The 15,940-nt window shown below is 70.2% G+C and carries 14 protein-coding genes; 4 read left to right on the top strand and 10 right to left on the bottom strand.

All coding sequences use genetic code 11. The features are described 5' to 3' along the window. Positions 1 to 3: 3 nt before the first annotated feature. Positions 4 to 984, bottom strand: coding sequence for a DJ-1/PfpI family protein (locus tag ABFG95_RS10570; protein WP_348995835.1), 981 nt, complete (start codon positions 982 to 984; stop codon positions 4 to 6). A gap of 141 nt (positions 985 to 1,125) precedes the next feature. Here ABFG95_RS10570 and ABFG95_RS10565 point away from each other — a divergent pair, with 141 nt between their 5' ends. Further along, positions 1,126 to 2,274, top strand: coding sequence for a DJ-1/PfpI family protein (locus ABFG95_RS10565; protein ID WP_348995834.1), 1,149 nt, complete (start codon positions 1,126 to 1,128; stop codon positions 2,272 to 2,274). 24 nt (positions 2,275 to 2,298) lie between these two features. Here the strand turns inward: ABFG95_RS10565 and ABFG95_RS10560 are convergent, their stop codons facing one another. Then, on the bottom strand, positions 2,299 to 3,153 hold the full coding sequence (locus tag ABFG95_RS10560; RefSeq protein ID WP_063589077.1) for a hypothetical protein: 855 nt from the start codon (positions 3,151 to 3,153) through the stop codon (positions 2,299 to 2,301). 17 nt (positions 3,154 to 3,170) lie between these two features. Beyond that, positions 3,171 to 5,246 (bottom strand): PIG-L family deacetylase, encoded by a 2,076-nt coding sequence (locus ABFG95_RS10555; RefSeq protein ID WP_348995833.1) that lies wholly within the window; start codon positions 5,244 to 5,246, stop codon positions 3,171 to 3,173. Between the two features lie 233 nt (positions 5,247 to 5,479). On the opposite strand from ABFG95_RS10555, the gene ABFG95_RS10550 reads away from it, so the two are divergent. The 3 genes from ABFG95_RS10550 (at position 5,480) to ABFG95_RS10540 (ending at position 7,305) form a co-directional block, all read left to right on the top strand. Further along, a complete protein-coding gene (locus ABFG95_RS10550; RefSeq protein WP_049076022.1) occupies positions 5,480 to 6,079 on the top strand; it encodes a TetR/AcrR family transcriptional regulator in 600 nt (199 codons plus the stop codon). Between the two features lie 135 nt (positions 6,080 to 6,214). Further along, positions 6,215 to 6,736, top strand: a complete 522-nt coding sequence (locus tag ABFG95_RS10545) for a hypothetical protein (RefSeq protein WP_348995832.1) — start codon at positions 6,215 to 6,217, stop codon at positions 6,734 to 6,736. Beyond that, positions 6,733 to 7,305 (top strand): hypothetical protein, encoded by a 573-nt coding sequence (locus ABFG95_RS10540; RefSeq protein WP_348995831.1) that lies wholly within the window; start codon positions 6,733 to 6,735, stop codon positions 7,303 to 7,305. Before ABFG95_RS10545 ends, ABFG95_RS10540 begins: the two co-directional genes overlap by 4 nt. A gap of 14 nt (positions 7,306 to 7,319) precedes the next feature. Here the strand turns inward: ABFG95_RS10540 and ABFG95_RS10535 are convergent, their stop codons facing one another. The 7 genes from ABFG95_RS10535 to ABFG95_RS10505 all read right to left on the bottom strand — a co-directional run bounded on the left by ABFG95_RS10535 (position 7,320) and on the right by ABFG95_RS10505 (position 15,830). Further along, the gene (locus ABFG95_RS10535; RefSeq protein WP_348995830.1) at positions 7,320 to 8,696 is read right to left on the bottom strand and encodes a S41 family peptidase; all 1,377 of its coding nucleotides are present in this window, start codon (positions 8,694 to 8,696) and stop codon (positions 7,320 to 7,322) included. Positions 8,697 to 8,722: 26 nt separating this feature from the next. Continuing rightward, a complete protein-coding gene (locus tag ABFG95_RS10530; protein WP_063585387.1) occupies positions 8,723 to 9,187 on the bottom strand; it encodes a hypothetical protein in 465 nt (154 codons plus the stop codon). Further along, the gene (locus ABFG95_RS10525; RefSeq protein ID WP_238907842.1) at positions 9,184 to 9,675 is read right to left on the bottom strand and encodes a hypothetical protein; all 492 of its coding nucleotides are present in this window, start codon (positions 9,673 to 9,675) and stop codon (positions 9,184 to 9,186) included. The genes ABFG95_RS10530 and ABFG95_RS10525 overlap by 4 nt, the downstream gene beginning before the upstream one ends. Positions 9,676 to 9,792: 117 nt before the next feature. After that, complete coding sequence (locus ABFG95_RS10520; RefSeq protein ID WP_348995829.1) at positions 9,793 to 10,929, bottom strand: hybrid sensor histidine kinase/response regulator; 1,137 nt, start codon at positions 10,927 to 10,929, stop codon at positions 9,793 to 9,795. Between the two features lie 19 nt (positions 10,930 to 10,948). Continuing rightward, the gene (locus ABFG95_RS10515; protein ID WP_059272531.1) at positions 10,949 to 11,554 is read right to left on the bottom strand and encodes a chemotaxis protein CheB; all 606 of its coding nucleotides are present in this window, start codon (positions 11,552 to 11,554) and stop codon (positions 10,949 to 10,951) included. After that, a complete protein-coding gene (locus ABFG95_RS10510) occupies positions 11,551 to 12,396 on the bottom strand; it encodes a protein-glutamate O-methyltransferase CheR (RefSeq protein WP_049076006.1) in 846 nt (281 codons plus the stop codon). The genes ABFG95_RS10515 and ABFG95_RS10510 overlap by 4 nt, the downstream gene beginning before the upstream one ends. Positions 12,397 to 12,425: 29 nt before the next feature. Continuing rightward, positions 12,426 to 15,830, bottom strand: coding sequence for a response regulator (locus tag ABFG95_RS10505; RefSeq protein WP_348995828.1), 3,405 nt, complete (start codon positions 15,828 to 15,830; stop codon positions 12,426 to 12,428). Positions 15,831 to 15,940: the final 110 nt, after the last annotated feature.

Below are 15,940 nucleotides of genomic sequence, written 5' to 3'. Positions count from 1 at the left end.
GGCTCAAGTCGCCTGAGCGCGGCCGCGATACTGAGAGGGCGTGAGACCGAAGCGCCGCTGGAAGGCCTTGGACAGTTGCCCCTCGGAACGGAATCCGGTGGTCCTTGCCAATGCCTTGAGCGACTGGTTGGCATCCAGGCCCGCGCGTACCGTTTCCAGCCGCAACGCTTCCAGGAAGGCGCGCGGCGTGAACCCGGTCGCGCGTGTGAATCCACGATGGAAGGTGCGGGGCGCCTGGCCCGCCGCCTGGGCCATGCGTTCGACGCTGATGGCCTCGGCCATGTGGCGGCGCAGCCAATCGACCAGTTCGCCATAGGCGCCGGCCTGCCCCTCCAGAATAAGCGAATACTGCGCCTGGTTGCCGGGCCGCCGCAACGCCAGGTTCAATTGGCGCGCCACGCGAGAGGCCAGCCAGCGGCCCGCATCCTGCTCGACCATCGCCAGGCACATGTCGATGCCGGCGGTCACGCCGCCCGAGGTCCAGAGCCTGCCGTCCTGGACATACAACGCGTCGGGATCCACATCCAGGTCGGTGAAATGCCCCGCCAGCAACTGCGCGGAACTCCAGTGGGTCGCCACGCGCCGACCGGCCAGCATGCCCCAGTGGGCCAGCAGGAATGCGCCCGTGCATACCGAGGCCAGCCTGCGCACACGCGGGCACGCCTGGTCCAGCCAGGCTCGCAACGCTTGATCCGCTCCGGCATGCATCAACCCGTCCCGTTCGCCGCCCGCGATGATCAGCGTGTCGACGCTGGCGGGGGCGACGCTGGCGGCGGCTTCCGTGTGCAAGGTCAACCCGTTCGACAGCGTGATGGGGCCGCCGGCGCCGGACAGGACGACGACGCGGTAGGGGGTATCCACGCCCAGCGCGCTGGCCATCGCGAAGACATCGGCGGGACCCGCAATGTCCAGATGCTGCGCGGTGGGGAAGGCGAGGATCGCGATCAGGCGCGACCTGTCGGCTGGCGGGAGCGGGAGCGACATGAGGGACGGGAGGGGAGGAACAGCCGCCATGGTAACGGCCAGTGGCAGAAAACGGCGGAATCTTGTCATTGCTGCCAGCCTTGCGGATGTCTTAGTCTCGCCGGGTTGAGGCCGGGCCTCGTCGAATGCAGGGGTACACCGATGTCGGGCAAGGGGCGTCGTTCGGTTTTGTGGTGCGCACTGGCGTGCGTGCCGGTCGTCATTGCGACGCTTGTGTGGCGCGATCCCGGCGGTGTGCCGGCTGCCCTGTCCAGCCCGCAAGCGGGGCAGGCGCTGCCAGGCCCGCGCCTGTCCGCGGATCCGTCGCGCAGGCCGGTGGTTGCCGTGATCGCGCACAACGCGAACACCGAGTTGGCGGATTTCGTGGTGCCGTACGCCGTATTGAAGCGCGCCGGCGGCGCCGATGTGTGGGCGTTGGGGCTGGAGCCGGGACCCGTGCGCTTTTTCCCGGCATTGCGGGCGCGCCCCGACGCCGATATCGCCGCTTTCGACCAGCGCTATCCCGATGGCGCCGACTACGTCATCGTGCCGGCCGTGCACGATGACGACGATCCACGATTGCTGGTGTGGGTGGCGGGCCAGGCCCGCAAGGGCGCGGTGGTCATCGGAATCTGCGATGGGGTCTGGGTGCTGGCCCGGGCCGGCTTGCTGGAGGGCCGCGAGGCGGTATCGCATTGGTATTCCCGCGGCGCCCTTGCCGACGGCTTTCCCGGCGTGCGATGGCGTCAGGATCGGCGCTACGTGGCCGACGGGAATGTCGTGACCACCACGGGTGTCAGCGCCTCGATTCCGGTGTCGCTGGCGCTGGTGCAGGCGCTGGCGGGCCGGTCGCGGGCGCAATCGCTGGCGCGGGAGTTGGGGGAGGGCGAGTGGGGCGGGCCGCACTCCGGAGAGGGGTTCCGTCTCGGGCCGCGGCATCTATACACCGCGGCGGCCAATGCGGTGGCGTTCTGGCGCCATGAAACTCTGGTGGCGCGGCTGGCGCCCGGCGCCGATGATCTGTATCTGGCGCTTGCCGCCGATGCGTTCGCCCGCAGCTACCGGACCTCGATCGTTGGAAGAACCGGCGATGCGGGGCCGGTCACATTGGCGAGCGGCCTGGTCTATCTGCCAGACGACGGGGCGGATGCCGGCGAGGCGTCATTGCCGTGGCTCGCGGAAAAGCCCGCGGCCGAGGGGGAGCCGCGCGCGGCGCTCGCCCGCATGCTGGATCTGCTGCAGGATCGCTACGGCCAGGCGACAGCCGATTTCGTGGCATTGCAGTTGGAGTATCCGAGGCCCAAACGCTGATTGCGCGCGAGCGTCGGCGCCAGGCTACCCCGCGTTGTCCCGGTCCAGCGACCGCAACTTCTCCGGGATCTGATAGCGCTGGCCGTCGAACTTCAGCGTGCGCGGGATCTTGCCCTTGTCGACGACCTTTTCCTGGCAGTCGCCTTTCTGCAAGGCCGCGCGGCTCGACTCGTACGACTCGCTCGTGATCAGGTCGCGGTAGCCGTGGGTGGCCGTGTCGCCCACGGACAGGGTGACCACGCGGCTGTTGAATCTGCCGGCGCAGTTGGTGTCCCATTCACCGGTCGAGCGGCTGGCGATCAGGCCGTCCAGCACCATCGCCAGCCCCTTGGGGCCGATATCGAACAGGCGCAGGCTGGTTTCGTCGAAGGGATTGGCGCGCGAGGCGCCGACGTGGGAGATCCGCAGGCCGAAGGCGCGGCGGCCCGGGGCAAGGTCATAACGGGCGGTGTCGAAGGATACGTTGGTGATGCGTATGGCGTCGTCCGACATCACCCCGGGCAGCAGGATGTCATGGCGCGTCTTCAGGGTGGCGCGGTCCAGCACCAGGATGCGCAGGTCGCCCGTGTGGCCGTCGTCCTGGTTGGGCGTGTCCTGCACCAGTGGAATCGCCGCCAGCAGCAGGTCGGGGTGGGCCGGCCACGTCTTGCAGATCACGGCGAAAGGCTCGCCGTAATCGGCGTCGGCGATGCGGATGACGATGTTGTCGCGGCCAAGACGGAGGTTGCCTTCCTTGTCGGCGGCGGGCGCCTGGGGATAGGCCGCGCGCACGATCGCCTCGGCCTGCGGGCAGGCGTCACGGGCGGCGTGCGCGGCGCCGGGGGCGAGCAAGGCGGCCAGCGCCAGGGGGGCGGCCAGGGCGGACAGGGAACGGAGCATGTTGGATGTCGGGGTTGTCATTGCGTATGGGTCGGGGTGGCGGCGCGCGAGGCCTGCGTGGGCATGGGTTCCTGCGTCAAGGTGCCCGGCTCGGAGGGGGATGGCCGTATGACCACGGCGTTGTGGCTGTCGTTGGCGCCCAGCTTGGGCAGGTCCGCGGGCCGCGCGGCCAGGTTGGCGAAGGGGCCGCCGCCGGTGGCCGGCATGCCGTCCAGCGTCAGGCTGGCGGCCCACTGGCCATCGCGGCGCGAGAGCACCTGGTAACGCTGGGGGCCGCCCGCCATGCGCGCCACCACATACAACGTGCCATTGATGAGATGGAGCGCCGGCGGTGACGCGGCCTCGGCCTCCAGCCGCGTCGGCTTGCCGCGTTCGACCAGCCAGAGCGGGCCATCGGCGCGTTCCAGGATCGCCAGGACCACGTTGCCCTGGGCATCGGCGTCGATGGCGGGGCGGCCGATATAGGGCACGCCCAGGTCGGCGGGCGCGCTCCAGTCCATGTCCATGTCCGTGGTGTCGCCAGCTTCTTCCAGGCGGGTCAGGTGATTGTTGGCGCGTTGGCGGAAATAGAGTTCGACCCGGTGTTCATGGTTGCGGATCGCGGCCAGTCCGCCGGCCGCTTGGGGCGCGGGGATGCGGCGCCAGGGCTGCCAGTCGGGGCGCTGGCCTTTGGCGGCGGGCCGTTGGCGGGTGTAGAACAGCTGGCCGCCGCCCGCCGATGCGAACACGATGTAGCGGCCATCGTTGCCACGCACGACTGCGGGCGCGCCGGTGGCGCCGTCCAGCGGCGGCAGGCTTTGCCAGGTGCTCCAGCTGCCGTCGATGCCTGAAGGCGCGATCCAGTGCAGCAGGCCGTCGTAGCCCAGTGCCACGGCGGCGGCCTCGCCGCGTGGCGCCACGGCCGGGATCTGCGTGACGCGGATGCCGGCCAGTGCCTGCCACCCCTGCCAGGTGCCATCGTGGCGCTGCTTGTTGGCCCACACCCCGCCCAGGGGATCGCGCGCCATCAGGCCGGCGGTGCCGTCGGCGTGGCCGAACGTGACCAGCGGGCCGCTGGTGCGCCCGCCCAGGCTCTGCCAGCGGCGCTGACCCGAATCCCAGCGGTTGACGGCGGCATTGGTTTCGCCGGCGGCGAACACCACCAGGCCGTCGCGTCCATCCGGATAGATCTGCGGCGGCATGTCCTGCCGCGACACGTAGTAGGCGCGCTGCACCCACGCGGCGGCCGGCCCGGCGGGTTCCTTGCAGCCCGTGGGGCCGGCGCAATAGTGGTAGTCGTTCCAGGCATAGTGCTGGAAGATCTCCGATTTGGTGGCGATTTCGTTTTCGGCGAGGTTGCTGGCGCGTTCCTGGCTGGGGTAGTCGATGTAGCCGGTCTCGGCATAGTTGCCGGGCGCGCGCAGCATGGCCGCGCGCACCAGCCGCGCGCTGGCGATATGGTCGGGATGCCCGTGTCCGGCGCAGCGCCAGCACAACTGCGTGTAAGGCACCGTGATGGTGTCGTCCAGGTGGCGCACCGTGGTCGGTTGATACTGGCGGATCAGTTCGGCCAGGGTGTCGACCAGTTGCTCGCGCGAGTAGACCTCGGGGTAGGGGCCGAGCGTGTCCACCATTTGCCCCGGTTCGGATTCGGTGCGGCTCAGCGGCGTGAGGCTGCCCCAGCCCTTGCCCAGCCACGGGTCCTTCAGGCGCAGGTGCCACAGTTGCACGCGCGGATTGCCGCTCAGGGTGAAGCGCGCGATCTGCCGCTGGCCGACGCGGCCGGCGCTTTCTTTCCAGAGATCGGGCTGGCGCGCCATGTAGGCGTAGGCGGCGCGCACACCGCGCTCGCGGCCCAGCATGTAAGTGTCGCCTTCACCGGCGTCGCTGGCCGTCAGATAGACCACGCGCACGCAGCCGCCGGCCGCGATGTTGGAGGCGATGTCCGGGTTCATGAACAGCAGGTCGTCGTCCAGGTGGGCAACGAAGGCCAGGTCCTTGATGCCGTTGCACTGCGCCAGCGTGGGCGGCGCGGCGAGGGCGGGGGAGGCCAGGCAGGCGAAGAACAGCGCCCGCGCGGCAAGGGAGAGCAGGGTCGTGAGTATCCGCGTCAAGAGGCGTGGCTCCGGAAGGCAGGGATATGAAATTGCCGGTTGCGGGCATCTTAGCAAGTCGCGTCGCGGACGGGCTGACCCCGATTCCGGGCGCGAGCGGCCGGCAGGGCAGGTGCCCGGGGCGCATCGCGGGCGGGAGGAAATCGTCGATTGACAGAAAATCAACCAACTAGTAGATTGGTTTTCTCGAAACTGTCCGCGCCCGGCCGCATCCGTCGTTTTCGCTGATCATCATGTCCATACCGATAAACCTGGAACTGTCCCCAAGGGCGCTGGAAATCGTCGCGCAGACCAAGCAGCTGCTTGCCGCCGGCGGCTATCACGGCTTCAGCTATGCCGATGTGTCCGAGCGCGTGCGCATCGGCAAGGCCAGCATCCACCACCATTTCCCGGCCAAGGTCGACCTGGTGCTGACCGTGGTGGCGCAGCATCGCGCGCAGGCCCGCGACGGCCTGGCGGCGCTCGACCAGCGCGTCAAGGATCCGCTGGCGCGGCTGACCGCCTATACCGACTACTGGGCCGGCTGTATCCGCGACGGCAGCGCGCCCATTTGCATCTGCGCCATGCTGGCCGCCGAATTGCCCCTGTTGCCGCAGGCGGTCGCCGACGCGGTGCGGGCCTATTTCAGCGAACTGAGCACGTGGCTGGCGCTGGTGCTGGAACATGGCGCCGCGACCGGGCAGTTCCAGTTGCGCGGCGGCGCCCAGGCCGAGGCGCAAGCCTTCATGTCCACCGTACACGGCGCGATGCTGACGGCGCGGGCGTTCGGCGATCCCGACACGTTCGCCGCGATTGCGCGCGCGGCCATTGCCAGGCTGACGGCGCCAGCCTGACCGTTTTGCGGCGCACCCCGGCGGGTGCGCTTTTTTTGTCATCAAAACCAACCAACTAGTTGGTTGTTTAGCGTGACGCATACCTGCCGTCTTTTTCCCACCGTCTGTTTGCCCCTCTTTCAAGGAGTTCCCCTCATGCCACATCCCATTTCCGCCCTGGGCGCGGCGCACACCCTCATCAGCCTGGTGCCCGCCTTCACCGGGCTGTACAGCTTCGTCCGCTACCGCGGCATCGACAGCGCCACGCCCGCCGGCAAGGTCTATCTGGGCGGCTTGCTGGTGGCCGTGCTGACGTCCTTCGGGCTGTCCAGCACCGGCGGCTTCAATGCCGGGCACGCGCTCGGCATCCTGGCGCTGCTGGCGGTGTCGGGGGCGCTGCTGGTGGCGCGGATGCCGTGGCTGCCCCGCGCTCGCCAGCATCTGGCCCAACTGGGCCTTTCGTTCAGTTTCTTCCTCATGTGGATCCCGGGCATCGCGGAAACGTTGACGCGGTTGCCGGCGTCGCATCCGTTCGCCGAGAGTCCGCAGTCGCCGCTGGTGCGGGGCGCGCTGGCGACCTGGCTGGCGTTGTTCGTGCTGGGCGCGGCCGCGCAGCAGTTGTGGATCCGCGCGCGGCGCCGTCATGTGCCGGCCGGCGTGGCCCGGGTACAGTCATGAGCCACTGCGGCCTCGATGCGCTTGACGCGGCGCGGATGGGCGATGTGCGCGATCCCTACCGCGCCGAGCGCCTGCGCGTCCAGATGCAGGCGGGGCGGGGCGCGCCGGCGCCATCGTTCACGCGCCCGCAAGCCGAGCGCCCGCGGGCGACAACGCCGCCCGGGGTGACCGGGTTGGCACGGGCAGGCGCCGGCGCGTCCGTCGATCCGCTGCGCGACCAATACACCGCGCACTGCGTGCGCAACGCGATCCGCGCTTTCCACGAGGAACAGGCGCGCCTGCAGGCGCGCGGCGCGGCGGTCAACCAGGCGCTTCGGGATGAGCAGACGGTATTGCAGGCGCGCGCCGGGGCGGCCAATGACCTGGGCACGATCCCTGCGCTGTTGCCGTTGCAGCCGTATCGCATCGCGGCTGGCCAGCCTGCGCTGCTGCCGCCCGCGCTGGTCGTGGCCGCCAGCGCCGCGCAGGCCATGGTGGCGCCGGTGGCGGCGGCGACCGCGCCGCGCAACGCCACCGATGATGCGCTTGCCACGGATCCCGCCACGCGTGCGCGCACGCGCCGCGGGTGACGCGGATGGCAGGATCAGTCGCGGCCGGCGTCCGCCAGCGCGGTCAGCGCCGCCAGCCGGGCCGTGTCGGCGCCGGCGGGCGCCCTGGCCACGGCCGTGCGCACGCGCTGCGCCAAGGCGCTGTTGAAGTCGGCCGCGAGATCGGCGCGCACGGTGATCCGCCGCGTGGCTTCGTCCAGCAGCATGTCCGGCGTCACGCCGGCCGCATCCAGCCGCGCGCCATTGGCGCGGTATACGCGGGCGGTGGTCACCACCAGCGCGCCCTGTTCGGCGGGCAGGGGCAGTACCGTCTGGATCGTGCCGGCGCCAGCGGTCTGCGCGCCGATCAACAGGGCGCGGCCGTGGTCCTGCAGGGCGGCGGCCACGATCTCCGCGCCGGCGCCGGTGCGGTGATCGACCAGCACCACCACCGCCACATCATGCGGCAGCAGGGCGTCGCGGGCGCGCAGGGGGTGGGCATTGGCCGGGGTGCGGCCACGCAGGCCGCCGATCGTAGCGCCTTCGGGCAGCGCCATGCCGGCGACCTGTTCGGCCACGTCGAGCAGTCCGCCGGCATTGCCGCGCAAATCCAGCACCAGGCCCGCCAGCGGGGCGCCGGCGCGGGCGGCGGCGTCGAGCGATTCCCGCAACTGGGCGCCGGTCCTGCTGTCGAAGCCGGACACCCGGATCAGCGCGACCGCGCCATCCCGTTCCCACTGCACCGTGGGCGGCGCCTGCACCGGCCCGCGCACGGGCTGCGCCATGATCGTGCCGGCCGTGCCGGGCCGACGCAGCGCGAGCGCCGGCCGGGTGCCGGTCGCGCCGCGCAGCAAGGCGACGGCCTCGGGGAGCGGCAGGCCCGCGGTGGGCTGGCCGTCGACGCTGACGACGATGTCGCCGGCCTGGATGCCGGCGCGTTCGCCGGGGCCGCCGGGCAAGGGCCGCACCACGGTCAGGGCGCCATTTCGCAGAGAGAGTTCCAGGCCGACCGAGGCGGGCGGGGGCGCCAGTTCGGCACGGCTGGCGACGCGGCTATAGGGGTCCAGGCTGGCCATCATGCCGCGCAGGGCCGCGTACAGCGCCGCCTCGCGCGCCGCGCCGTCGCCAAAGCGCAGGATTTCATCGGCCAGGATGCGCGTTTGCGGGGCAAGGCCTTCGGCCTGATGTTCGGCCTGGACGGCCTGCTCGATGGCGGCCCGGCGCGCGGGCGCGTCGGCGCCGGGCAGGACCGCCAGCGCGCGCAGGCCGTGCACCGCCAGCATGCGTGAACCGACCGGATCGACGTACTGGTCCGCGACCTGGGTCATGGCGGCCGCGAGCGTGGCCTCGATTTCCAGGCGCGACAGGGCACTGGCGGGGGACGCCAGCACGGCCGCGCCGGCCAGCAACAGGGCGCCCAAGGCGCGTCGCATCGTGGCACCTTGCGCGGCCACGGGGGTTACTGGACTTTCACGCGCACCGCCGCGCCGGGACGCGGTTCGAACGCGGGCACCGTGCGGTTCTTCAGCGCTTCGCCCGCGAGGCTCCATACTCGGGTGTCGGTCGGGAAGTCCTCGCTGCGCGTCATCTTGTCGATCTGCGCGGCCGCCAGCTTGCCGGCGCCATCGACCTCGGGATTCCAGGCGTACACGCCCCACTGGCCGTACCAGGCCACGGGCGCGTCGGCGTCCAGGCGGCGGTCGGGGCACATCACGAAACCCTTGTCCAGCAGCACGCGCAGGGCGCCCACGGGCACCAGCTTGACGGTCGGCGTGGTGCGCTCCTTGCTGTGCCCGGGGCACACGTTGGCGCTGCGCGCCACCGTGGTGTCGACGACCTCGCGGTCGGACTGTGCGTAGCTGGTGGATGCGGCGCACAGCGCGAAGGCGGCGGCGGTCAGGGCGAGCGGGCGGTGGCGGATCATGCGGAGCCTCCAGGTCGGGGAGTGGATGATTCGGGGAGCGGGGCAGTCCTGTCGGGTCGGGCGATGGCCCAGAAGCTGGCGCCGATCAGGGCGCCCAGCGCGGCGGCTGCCAGGGGGACCGCCGGGCGTGACACCACGGTGTCGGCCAGCATGTACAAGGCGAGGCGCAGGTCGGCGGGACCGAACGCGGAGGCGATGAGGAGCGCGGCGCACCAGCCCACCAGGCCGATGGCGGTGAAGGCCAGCACGTAAGGCGCCAGCGCGGTGCGGCGGCGACGCCGCAGCAGGCGGTGCGCCGGCAGGCCCAGCACGGCCATGGCGATGGCGCCGGCCAGCAGGCCCAGCAACGTGGCCATGAGCACCCAGTCCGGCGGTTCGCCGGGGCCGGCGAGGCCGGGCGCGTCGCGCCAGAACAGGCGCGCTTGCAGGCCAAGGAACACGGCCGTCCAGAAAGGACCGGCCAGAAAGGCAAATGGAAGTCTTGTCATTCGGCGGAATGCGGCGCCGGCGCTTGCGCGCGGCGCCCCAACTTTTGCGTGCGCCGATCTTAGCAGCCGTCCGGTATCGCCGACGGTTACAGGTGCGACAGAACGAACGCGCCGCGCTCAGCCGGCGGCCGGCGGCACCTGGCGCGGCAGCGTCACGCGAAAGCGCGTGATGGCATCGCGCGATTCGGCGGCGATGCGGCCGCCATGCGCCAGCACGATCTGCTGCGCGATGAACAGGCCCAGGCCCAGGCCGCGGTGGCCGCTGGCGGGACGGGCGCCGCTGCGGAACGGATTGAACAGCTGCGGCAGCAGTTCCGGAGGAATGGTGCCGCCGTTGCTGACCGTGACGGTGACCTGGCCGGGCGTCGCGCCATCGACTTCGACGCGCACCGGCGCCTCGGGGCTGCCATGGTGCAGGGCATTGCCCAGCAGATTGGCGAGCACCTGCGCGATACGCTCCCCGTCCCAATCGCCAGCCGTATCGCCATGGCATTCGGTATCGATGCGGCGGTCGCCGGCGCCGGTGCGGATCTCGTCCAGCGTGCGGTCTACCAGCGTTGCCATGTCCAGGCGGGTCGGCGCCAGCGCCAGGCCGCCGGCCTGGCGGATGCGCGTGACGTCGAGCAGATCCGCGATCAGGTGGTTCATGCGTTCGCCGCTTTGCAGGATGCGCTGCGCCAGGCTGACCACGCGCGCATCCTCGCTCTGGCGTTGCAGCAGCGACGCGCCCATGATGACGGCCTGCAGCGGCGTGCGCAGGTCGTGGCCGAGCACGGCCATGAACATGTCGTTGACCCGCAGCGCCTCGGTGCGCGCCTCCAGTTCGCGCGCCAGCGCGTGGCGGCGTTCGTGCAGCTCGAAAAAGACGTTGGCCTTGCTGCGCAGCATGTAGGGGTCGACCGGCTTGTACAGGAAGTCCACCGCGCCGCTCTCGTAGCCGCGGAACTGCCAGTTCTGCTCGCGCGAGCCGGCGGTGATGAAGATCAGGGGGATGTGGCGGGTGCGTTCGCTGCCGCGGATCAGCTCGGCCAGTTCGAAGCCGTTCATGTCCGGCATCTGCACGTCGAGCAGCGCCAGCGCCACGTCCGGATGATTCAGCAGCAGTTCCAGCGCCTGCGGGCCGGACTGGGCGGTGAGCACCTGGACACGCTCGCTGGCCAGCAGCGCTTCCAGGGCGATCAGGTTTTCGGGCACGTCATCGACCAGCAGGCACTTGATACGGTCGTCCGATGATTTGGCAGGTGTCAGTAGCATGGTGTCGGGGAAGGAGGTGTCAGGGCAGGCGCGCCAGCAGGGCGGCGATGGCTTCCGGAGGCAGGACTTGCGATGATGGGACCCGGGACAGGGCGGCGTCGGGCATGGCGCGCATGGCGGCGGTCTCGGGCGCCTGGACCAGCGCGTGGCCGCCCGCGGCCCGGATCGCCGCCAGGCCGTCGGCGCCGTCCTCATTGGCGCCGGACAGCAGCACGCCCAGCAGGCGCTCGCGATAGCAGTCCGCGGCGGACTGGAACAAGACGTCGATCGATGGCCGCGAGAAATGCACCGGCGGCCCGATCGACAGGGCCAGGCGCGGCCCGCGATCGACCAGCAGGTGGTAGTCGGGCGGGGCGAAGTACAGGTGCCCCGGCTGTATCGGCATCTGGTCCTCGGCCTCCAGCACCGGCAGGGCGCAGCGGTCGCGGAAAATGTCGGCCAGCAGGCTGCGGCGGTCGCGCGGCAGGTGCAGCAGGACGATCACGGCCGCCCGCAGGCCGGCCGGCAGCGCCGGCAGCAGCAGGTTCAGGACATCGATGGCGCCCGACGAACCGCCGATCACGATGGCGTCCCAGGCGGCCGAGGCCGTTGCGTCTTCGCGCGGGGCCGGCGAACGACGGCTCATAGACCGGCCTTCTTGCGGTAGATGCGGTCTTCGAGCACGAAATCGTCGAAGCCGTCTGCCTGGGCCGAAAAGCGCACCGATTCCCGCGATCCCAGGCCCATGAAGCCGCGATGCACCAGGGCGTCGTGGAACAGGCGCAGCGCCCGGTTCTGGAGTTCGCGCTCGAAATAGATAAGCACGTTGCGGCACGATACCAGGTGCACTTCGGCGAAGACGCTGTCCGTGGCCAGGCTGTGATCCGAGAACACCATGTGTTCGCGTAGCGCCTTGTCGAACACGACGCGGCCGTAGCGCGCGGTGTAGTAGTCGGACAGCGAGCTGCGGCCGCCGGCCTGCGCGTGGTTGCGGGTAAAGGTGGCGGCGCGCTCCAGGTCGTACACGCCCTGTTCGGCGGTGCGCAAGGCGTGCGGATTGATGTCGGTCGCGTAGATCAGCGCGCGATCCAGCAGGCCTTCCTCGTGCAGCAGGATGGCGAGCGAATAGACTTCCTCGCCCGTGCTGCACCCGGCCACCCACACCTTGATCGAAGGATAGGTGCGCAGGATCGGCACCACTTCGTTGCGCAGCGCCAGGAAATAGCTGGGGTCGCGGAACATGTCGCTGACCTGCACCGTGAGGAATTGCAGCAGCTCCGTGAACACTGGCGGTTCGTGCAGCACGCGGTCCTGCAGCTGGGACAGCGTCTTGCAGCCGAAGTGGGACAGGGCGCTTTGCAGGCGCCGCTTGAGCGAGGCCTGGGCGTAGGCGCGGAAGTCGTAGTGATAGTGGTGGTAGATCGCGTCGAGCAGCAGGCGCTGCTCGATGTCCTCGGTGGGCACCTTGGCGGGCGGCGGCGTGTTCATGGTCTTGGAAGGGGGCGGGCGGCGGCTCGTCACTTGCGCATCCAGACGCGCACCAGCGACAGCAGGCGCTCGACATCCAGCGGCTTGGCGATGTAGTCGTTGGCGCCGGCGGCCAGGCATTTATCCTGGTCGTCCTTCATGGCCTTGGCGGTCAGCGCGATGATGGGCAGGCGGCGCCATTCGGGCCGGGCGCGGATCTCGCGCATGGCGGTATAGCCGTCCATCTCGGGCATCATGATGTCCATCAGCACCAGGTCGATGGCGCGCTGGCCATCGCTGCCGGCGCGGTCCAGGGCCTCCAGCGCCTCGCGGCCGTTGCGCGCGATTTCCACCCGCAGGCCGGTCGGCTCCAGGATGCTGGACAGCGCGAACACGTTGCGCACGTCGTCCTCGACCACCAGCACCGTGCGGCCTTCCAGCGCGGTGTCGCGGCTGCGCGCCAGCTCCAGCATCTGGCGCTGCTGCGGCGGCAGGTCGGCCTCGACCTGGTGCAGGAACAGCGTCACTTCGTCGAGCAGGCGCTCGGGCGAGCGCGCGTCCTTGATGATGATGGACTTGGAGAAGCGGCGCAGCCGCTGTTCCTCGTCGCGCGACAGGGCCCGGCCTGTGTACACGATCACGGGCGGGAACGACACGCTGTCCTGCTCGGCCATCTCGCGCAGCAGTTCGTGGCCGCTGATGTCGGGCAGGTTCAGGTCCATCACGACGCAGTCGAAGGTGGTGGTGCGCAGCAGGTCCAGCGCGGCGCTGGCGGTGGCGGCGGGCACGATCTCGACGTCATCGCGCGCCAGCAGTTCGCGCACGCTGTCGCGCTGGCGTTCGTCGTCCTCGACCACCAGCACGCGCCGCACGTTCTGCGTGAACTTGGCCTCCAGGCGCTGCAACGCATGGACCAGTTCCTCGCGCTTGACCGGCTTGAGCGCGTAGCCGACCGCGCCGCGGCCCATGGCTTCCTGCGCGTAGTCGGCCACGGACACGATGTGCACCGGGATGTGGCGGGTGTGCGGGTTGCGCTTGAGCTGGTCCAGCACGCCCAGCCCGGAGAAGTCGGGCAGGTTGATGTCCAGCACGATGGCGTCGGGACGCCGCCGGGTGGCGAGGGCGAGCCCGTCGGTGGCGGTGTGCGCCGCCATGCAGGCAAACCCCATCTCGCGCGCCAGGTCGCCCAGGATCGAGGCAAAGCGCTCGTCGTCTTCGATGACGAGGATGGTGCGGGCGCCGTCCTGGCCGGCCTCGTGATGGAACGCCGGTTCGGGTTCGATGGCCGCGGCGGCGATGGCCGGCGGCGTCGCGGGCACGGCCGGCGCGGGGGCGGCCATGTTCGGGATGACGGTCTCGCGCGCGGCCGGCGCGGCTTCCAGGCGCAGCGGCAGCAGCAGCGTGAACACGCTGCCCTGGCCCGGCGTGCTGACCAGCGACAGGGTGCCGCCCAGCAGTTTGGCCAGGTCGCGCGAGATCGACAGTCCCAGGCCGGTGCCGCCATGCTTGCGATGGGTGCTGCCGTCTGCCTGGCGGAAAGCCTCGAAAATCAGTTCCTGCTGGTCGGCCGCCACGCCAATCCCGGTGTCGTGCACGGCGAACGACAGCATGTTGCGCGGCGCGCGCGCGACCTTGAGCCCGACCGTGCCCTGGTCGGTGAATTTGAGCGCGTTCGACAGCAGGTTCTTGAGCACCTGGCCCAGACGCTGCGGGTCGGTATGCAGCGACGCCGGCACGTCGGCGGCGATGTCCAGTTCCAGCGCCAGGCGCTTTTCCTGCGCGATCGGCCGCAGCGGATCCAGCAGCCGTTGCAGCGCCGGGGCGATGGCGACCTCTTCGACCTCCACCGTGGCCTGGCCCGCCTCGATCTTGGCCAGGTCGAGAATGTCGTTGATCAGCGCCAGCAGATCGCTGCCCGCCGCGTGGATGGTCTGCGCGTACTTGACCTGCTCCGGGCTCAGGTTGCCGGGCTTGTTGTCCGACAGCAGCTTGGCCAGGATCAGCGTGGAGTTGAGCGGCGTGCGCAGTTCGTGGCTCATGTTGGCCAGGAACTCGCTCTTGTACTGGCTGGCCTGCGTCAGCAGGCGCGCCTTGTCGGTCAGCGCGCCCTGCACCCGCAGCAGCTGCTCGGTCTGCTGTTCGAGGCTGACATTGGCCTGCTTGAGCTCGGTCTGCTGCACTTCCATGCGCGCCTGCGATTCCTGCAGGATACGGCTTTGCTGTTCCAGTTCCTCATTGCTGACCCGCAGTTCTTCCTGCTGGGTCTGCAGTTCTTCCGACTGGCGCTGGGTTTCGGCCAGCAGCGATTCCAGGCGGGTGCGGTCCAGGCCGGCGCGGATCGCCGAGGCCAGCATCTCGGAGGCGCCTTCGAGCAGGCTGCGCTCGCTCTCGCCCACCGGGTGGTTGAAGCCCAGCTCGATCACCGCATACACCCGGTCGTTCTGCATGGCGGGCGCCAGCACCAGTTCGGCCGGATTGGAACGCCCGGTGGCCGACGAGACCTCGAAATGCCCGGGGGGCACGTCACGCAGGTGCAGCAGCTTGCGCGAGCTGGCGGCCTGTCCCACCAGTCCTTGCGCGCTCGCGATCTTCTGCGTCAGGCGCTCGGCGGGCAGGGCGTAGCCGCCAAAGAGTTCCAGGTCGTCGCCGCCCTTGACCACGTAACCGGCGCCCACGCTGGCATGCAGGTATTCGGCCAGGTACTCCAGGGCGCGTTTGCCGATCTCGTCCAGCCGGTGATCGCCGCGCAGGCGCATGCCCAGGCCCGACAGGCCGGCCGTGACCCAGGCCTGGCGCGCCTTGGCGCGGTATTCGCGGATGGTCACCGCGGCCGAGGCCAGGATCAGCGCCAGCAGCAACAGCGAACCGCCCCACGAGTAATAGGTGGAGGTGGCCGAGGCCGAGGCCCAGGTTTCGCGTTGATCCTCGACCAGCGACAGTTGCCGCGTGTACAGGTCGGCGACCAGGTCGCGCAGCCGGTCCATCGCGTCCTTGCCGGCATCGGTGCGCACCACGGCCAACGCGCCGGCGGCGTCGCCGGCCTTGCGCATGTCGACGGTTTCGCGCAGTTCGGCCAGCTTTTGCTGGGTGATTCCGGCGATGTCGTTGACGATGCGGCGCTGGGCCGGGTCGGCGGCGGCGGCCTCCTGGATCACGGCCAGGCGCTGCTCGATGAGGGGGACCGAGCGCAGATAGGGCTGCAGGTAGGTGGGATCCCCGGTCAGCAGGTAGCCGCGCTGGCCGATCTCGGCATCCTTGAGCGCCGAGTTGAACAGGCTGAGCTGGCGCAGCGTCTCGGTGGCGCGGTCCATGGCCTTGACCGCCTGGGTGCGGGTGTCGGCCGAGCGCACGTTGACAAAAGCGATGACCAGCGTGGCCAGGGCGGCCGTCACGAAGCCGAGCATCAAGGTGCGGGGCAGGGCGTGGCGGGCGGCGCGTTGCGGCGAATGCGGCATGGGAACGGTGTATTCGGGTGCGAAAGGAACGACGACTATACAGGGGTCTGTCCAATTGTTGCGTACGGATACAAATGCTTCCCCTCTGTAGGGCCGGCATGTCCTAGCAT

Source organism: Achromobacter sp. HNDS-1 (assembly GCF_040084795.1).
GTDB classification, from domain to species: Bacteria; Pseudomonadota; Gammaproteobacteria; order Burkholderiales; family Burkholderiaceae_B; genus Achromobacter; species Achromobacter ruhlandii.
This window is presented reverse-complemented; position numbering and strand designations above follow the sequence as displayed.

Excerpts from the sequence above, each read along its gene's own strand:
- ABFG95_RS10515 (WP_059272531.1), bottom strand. The coding sequence starts at position 11,554 with ATGAGCCGTCGTTCGCCGGCCCCGCGCGAAGACGCAACGGCCTCGGCC.
- ABFG95_RS10520 (WP_348995829.1), bottom strand. The coding sequence starts at position 10,929 with ATGCTACTGACACCTGCCAAATCATCGGACGACCGTATCAAGTGCCTG.
- ABFG95_RS10550 (WP_049076022.1), top strand. The coding sequence starts at position 5,480 with ATGTCCATACCGATAAACCTGGAACTGTCCCCAAGGGCGCTGGAAATC.
- ABFG95_RS10505 (WP_348995828.1), bottom strand. The coding sequence starts at position 15,830 with ATGCCGCATTCGCCGCAACGCGCCGCCCGCCACGCCCTGCCCCGCACC.
- ABFG95_RS10510 (WP_049076006.1), bottom strand. The coding sequence starts at position 12,396 with ATGAACACGCCGCCGCCCGCCAAGGTGCCCACCGAGGACATCGAGCAG.
- ABFG95_RS10535 (WP_348995830.1), bottom strand. The coding sequence starts at position 8,696 with ATGCGACGCGCCTTGGGCGCCCTGTTGCTGGCCGGCGCGGCCGTGCTG.
- ABFG95_RS10560 (WP_063589077.1), bottom strand. The coding sequence starts at position 3,153 with ATGCTCCGTTCCCTGTCCGCCCTGGCCGCCCCCCTGGCGCTGGCCGCC.
- ABFG95_RS10530 (WP_063585387.1), bottom strand. The coding sequence starts at position 9,187 with ATGATCCGCCACCGCCCGCTCGCCCTGACCGCCGCCGCCTTCGCGCTG.
- ABFG95_RS10570 (WP_348995835.1), bottom strand. The coding sequence starts at position 984 with ATGTCGCTCCCGCTCCCGCCAGCCGACAGGTCGCGCCTGATCGCGATC.
- ABFG95_RS10525 (WP_238907842.1), bottom strand. The coding sequence starts at position 9,675 with ATGACAAGACTTCCATTTGCCTTTCTGGCCGGTCCTTTCTGGACGGCC.
- ABFG95_RS10565 (WP_348995834.1), top strand. The coding sequence starts at position 1,126 with ATGTCGGGCAAGGGGCGTCGTTCGGTTTTGTGGTGCGCACTGGCGTGC.
- ABFG95_RS10540 (WP_348995831.1), top strand. The coding sequence starts at position 6,733 with ATGAGCCACTGCGGCCTCGATGCGCTTGACGCGGCGCGGATGGGCGAT.
- ABFG95_RS10545 (WP_348995832.1), top strand. The coding sequence starts at position 6,215 with ATGCCACATCCCATTTCCGCCCTGGGCGCGGCGCACACCCTCATCAGC.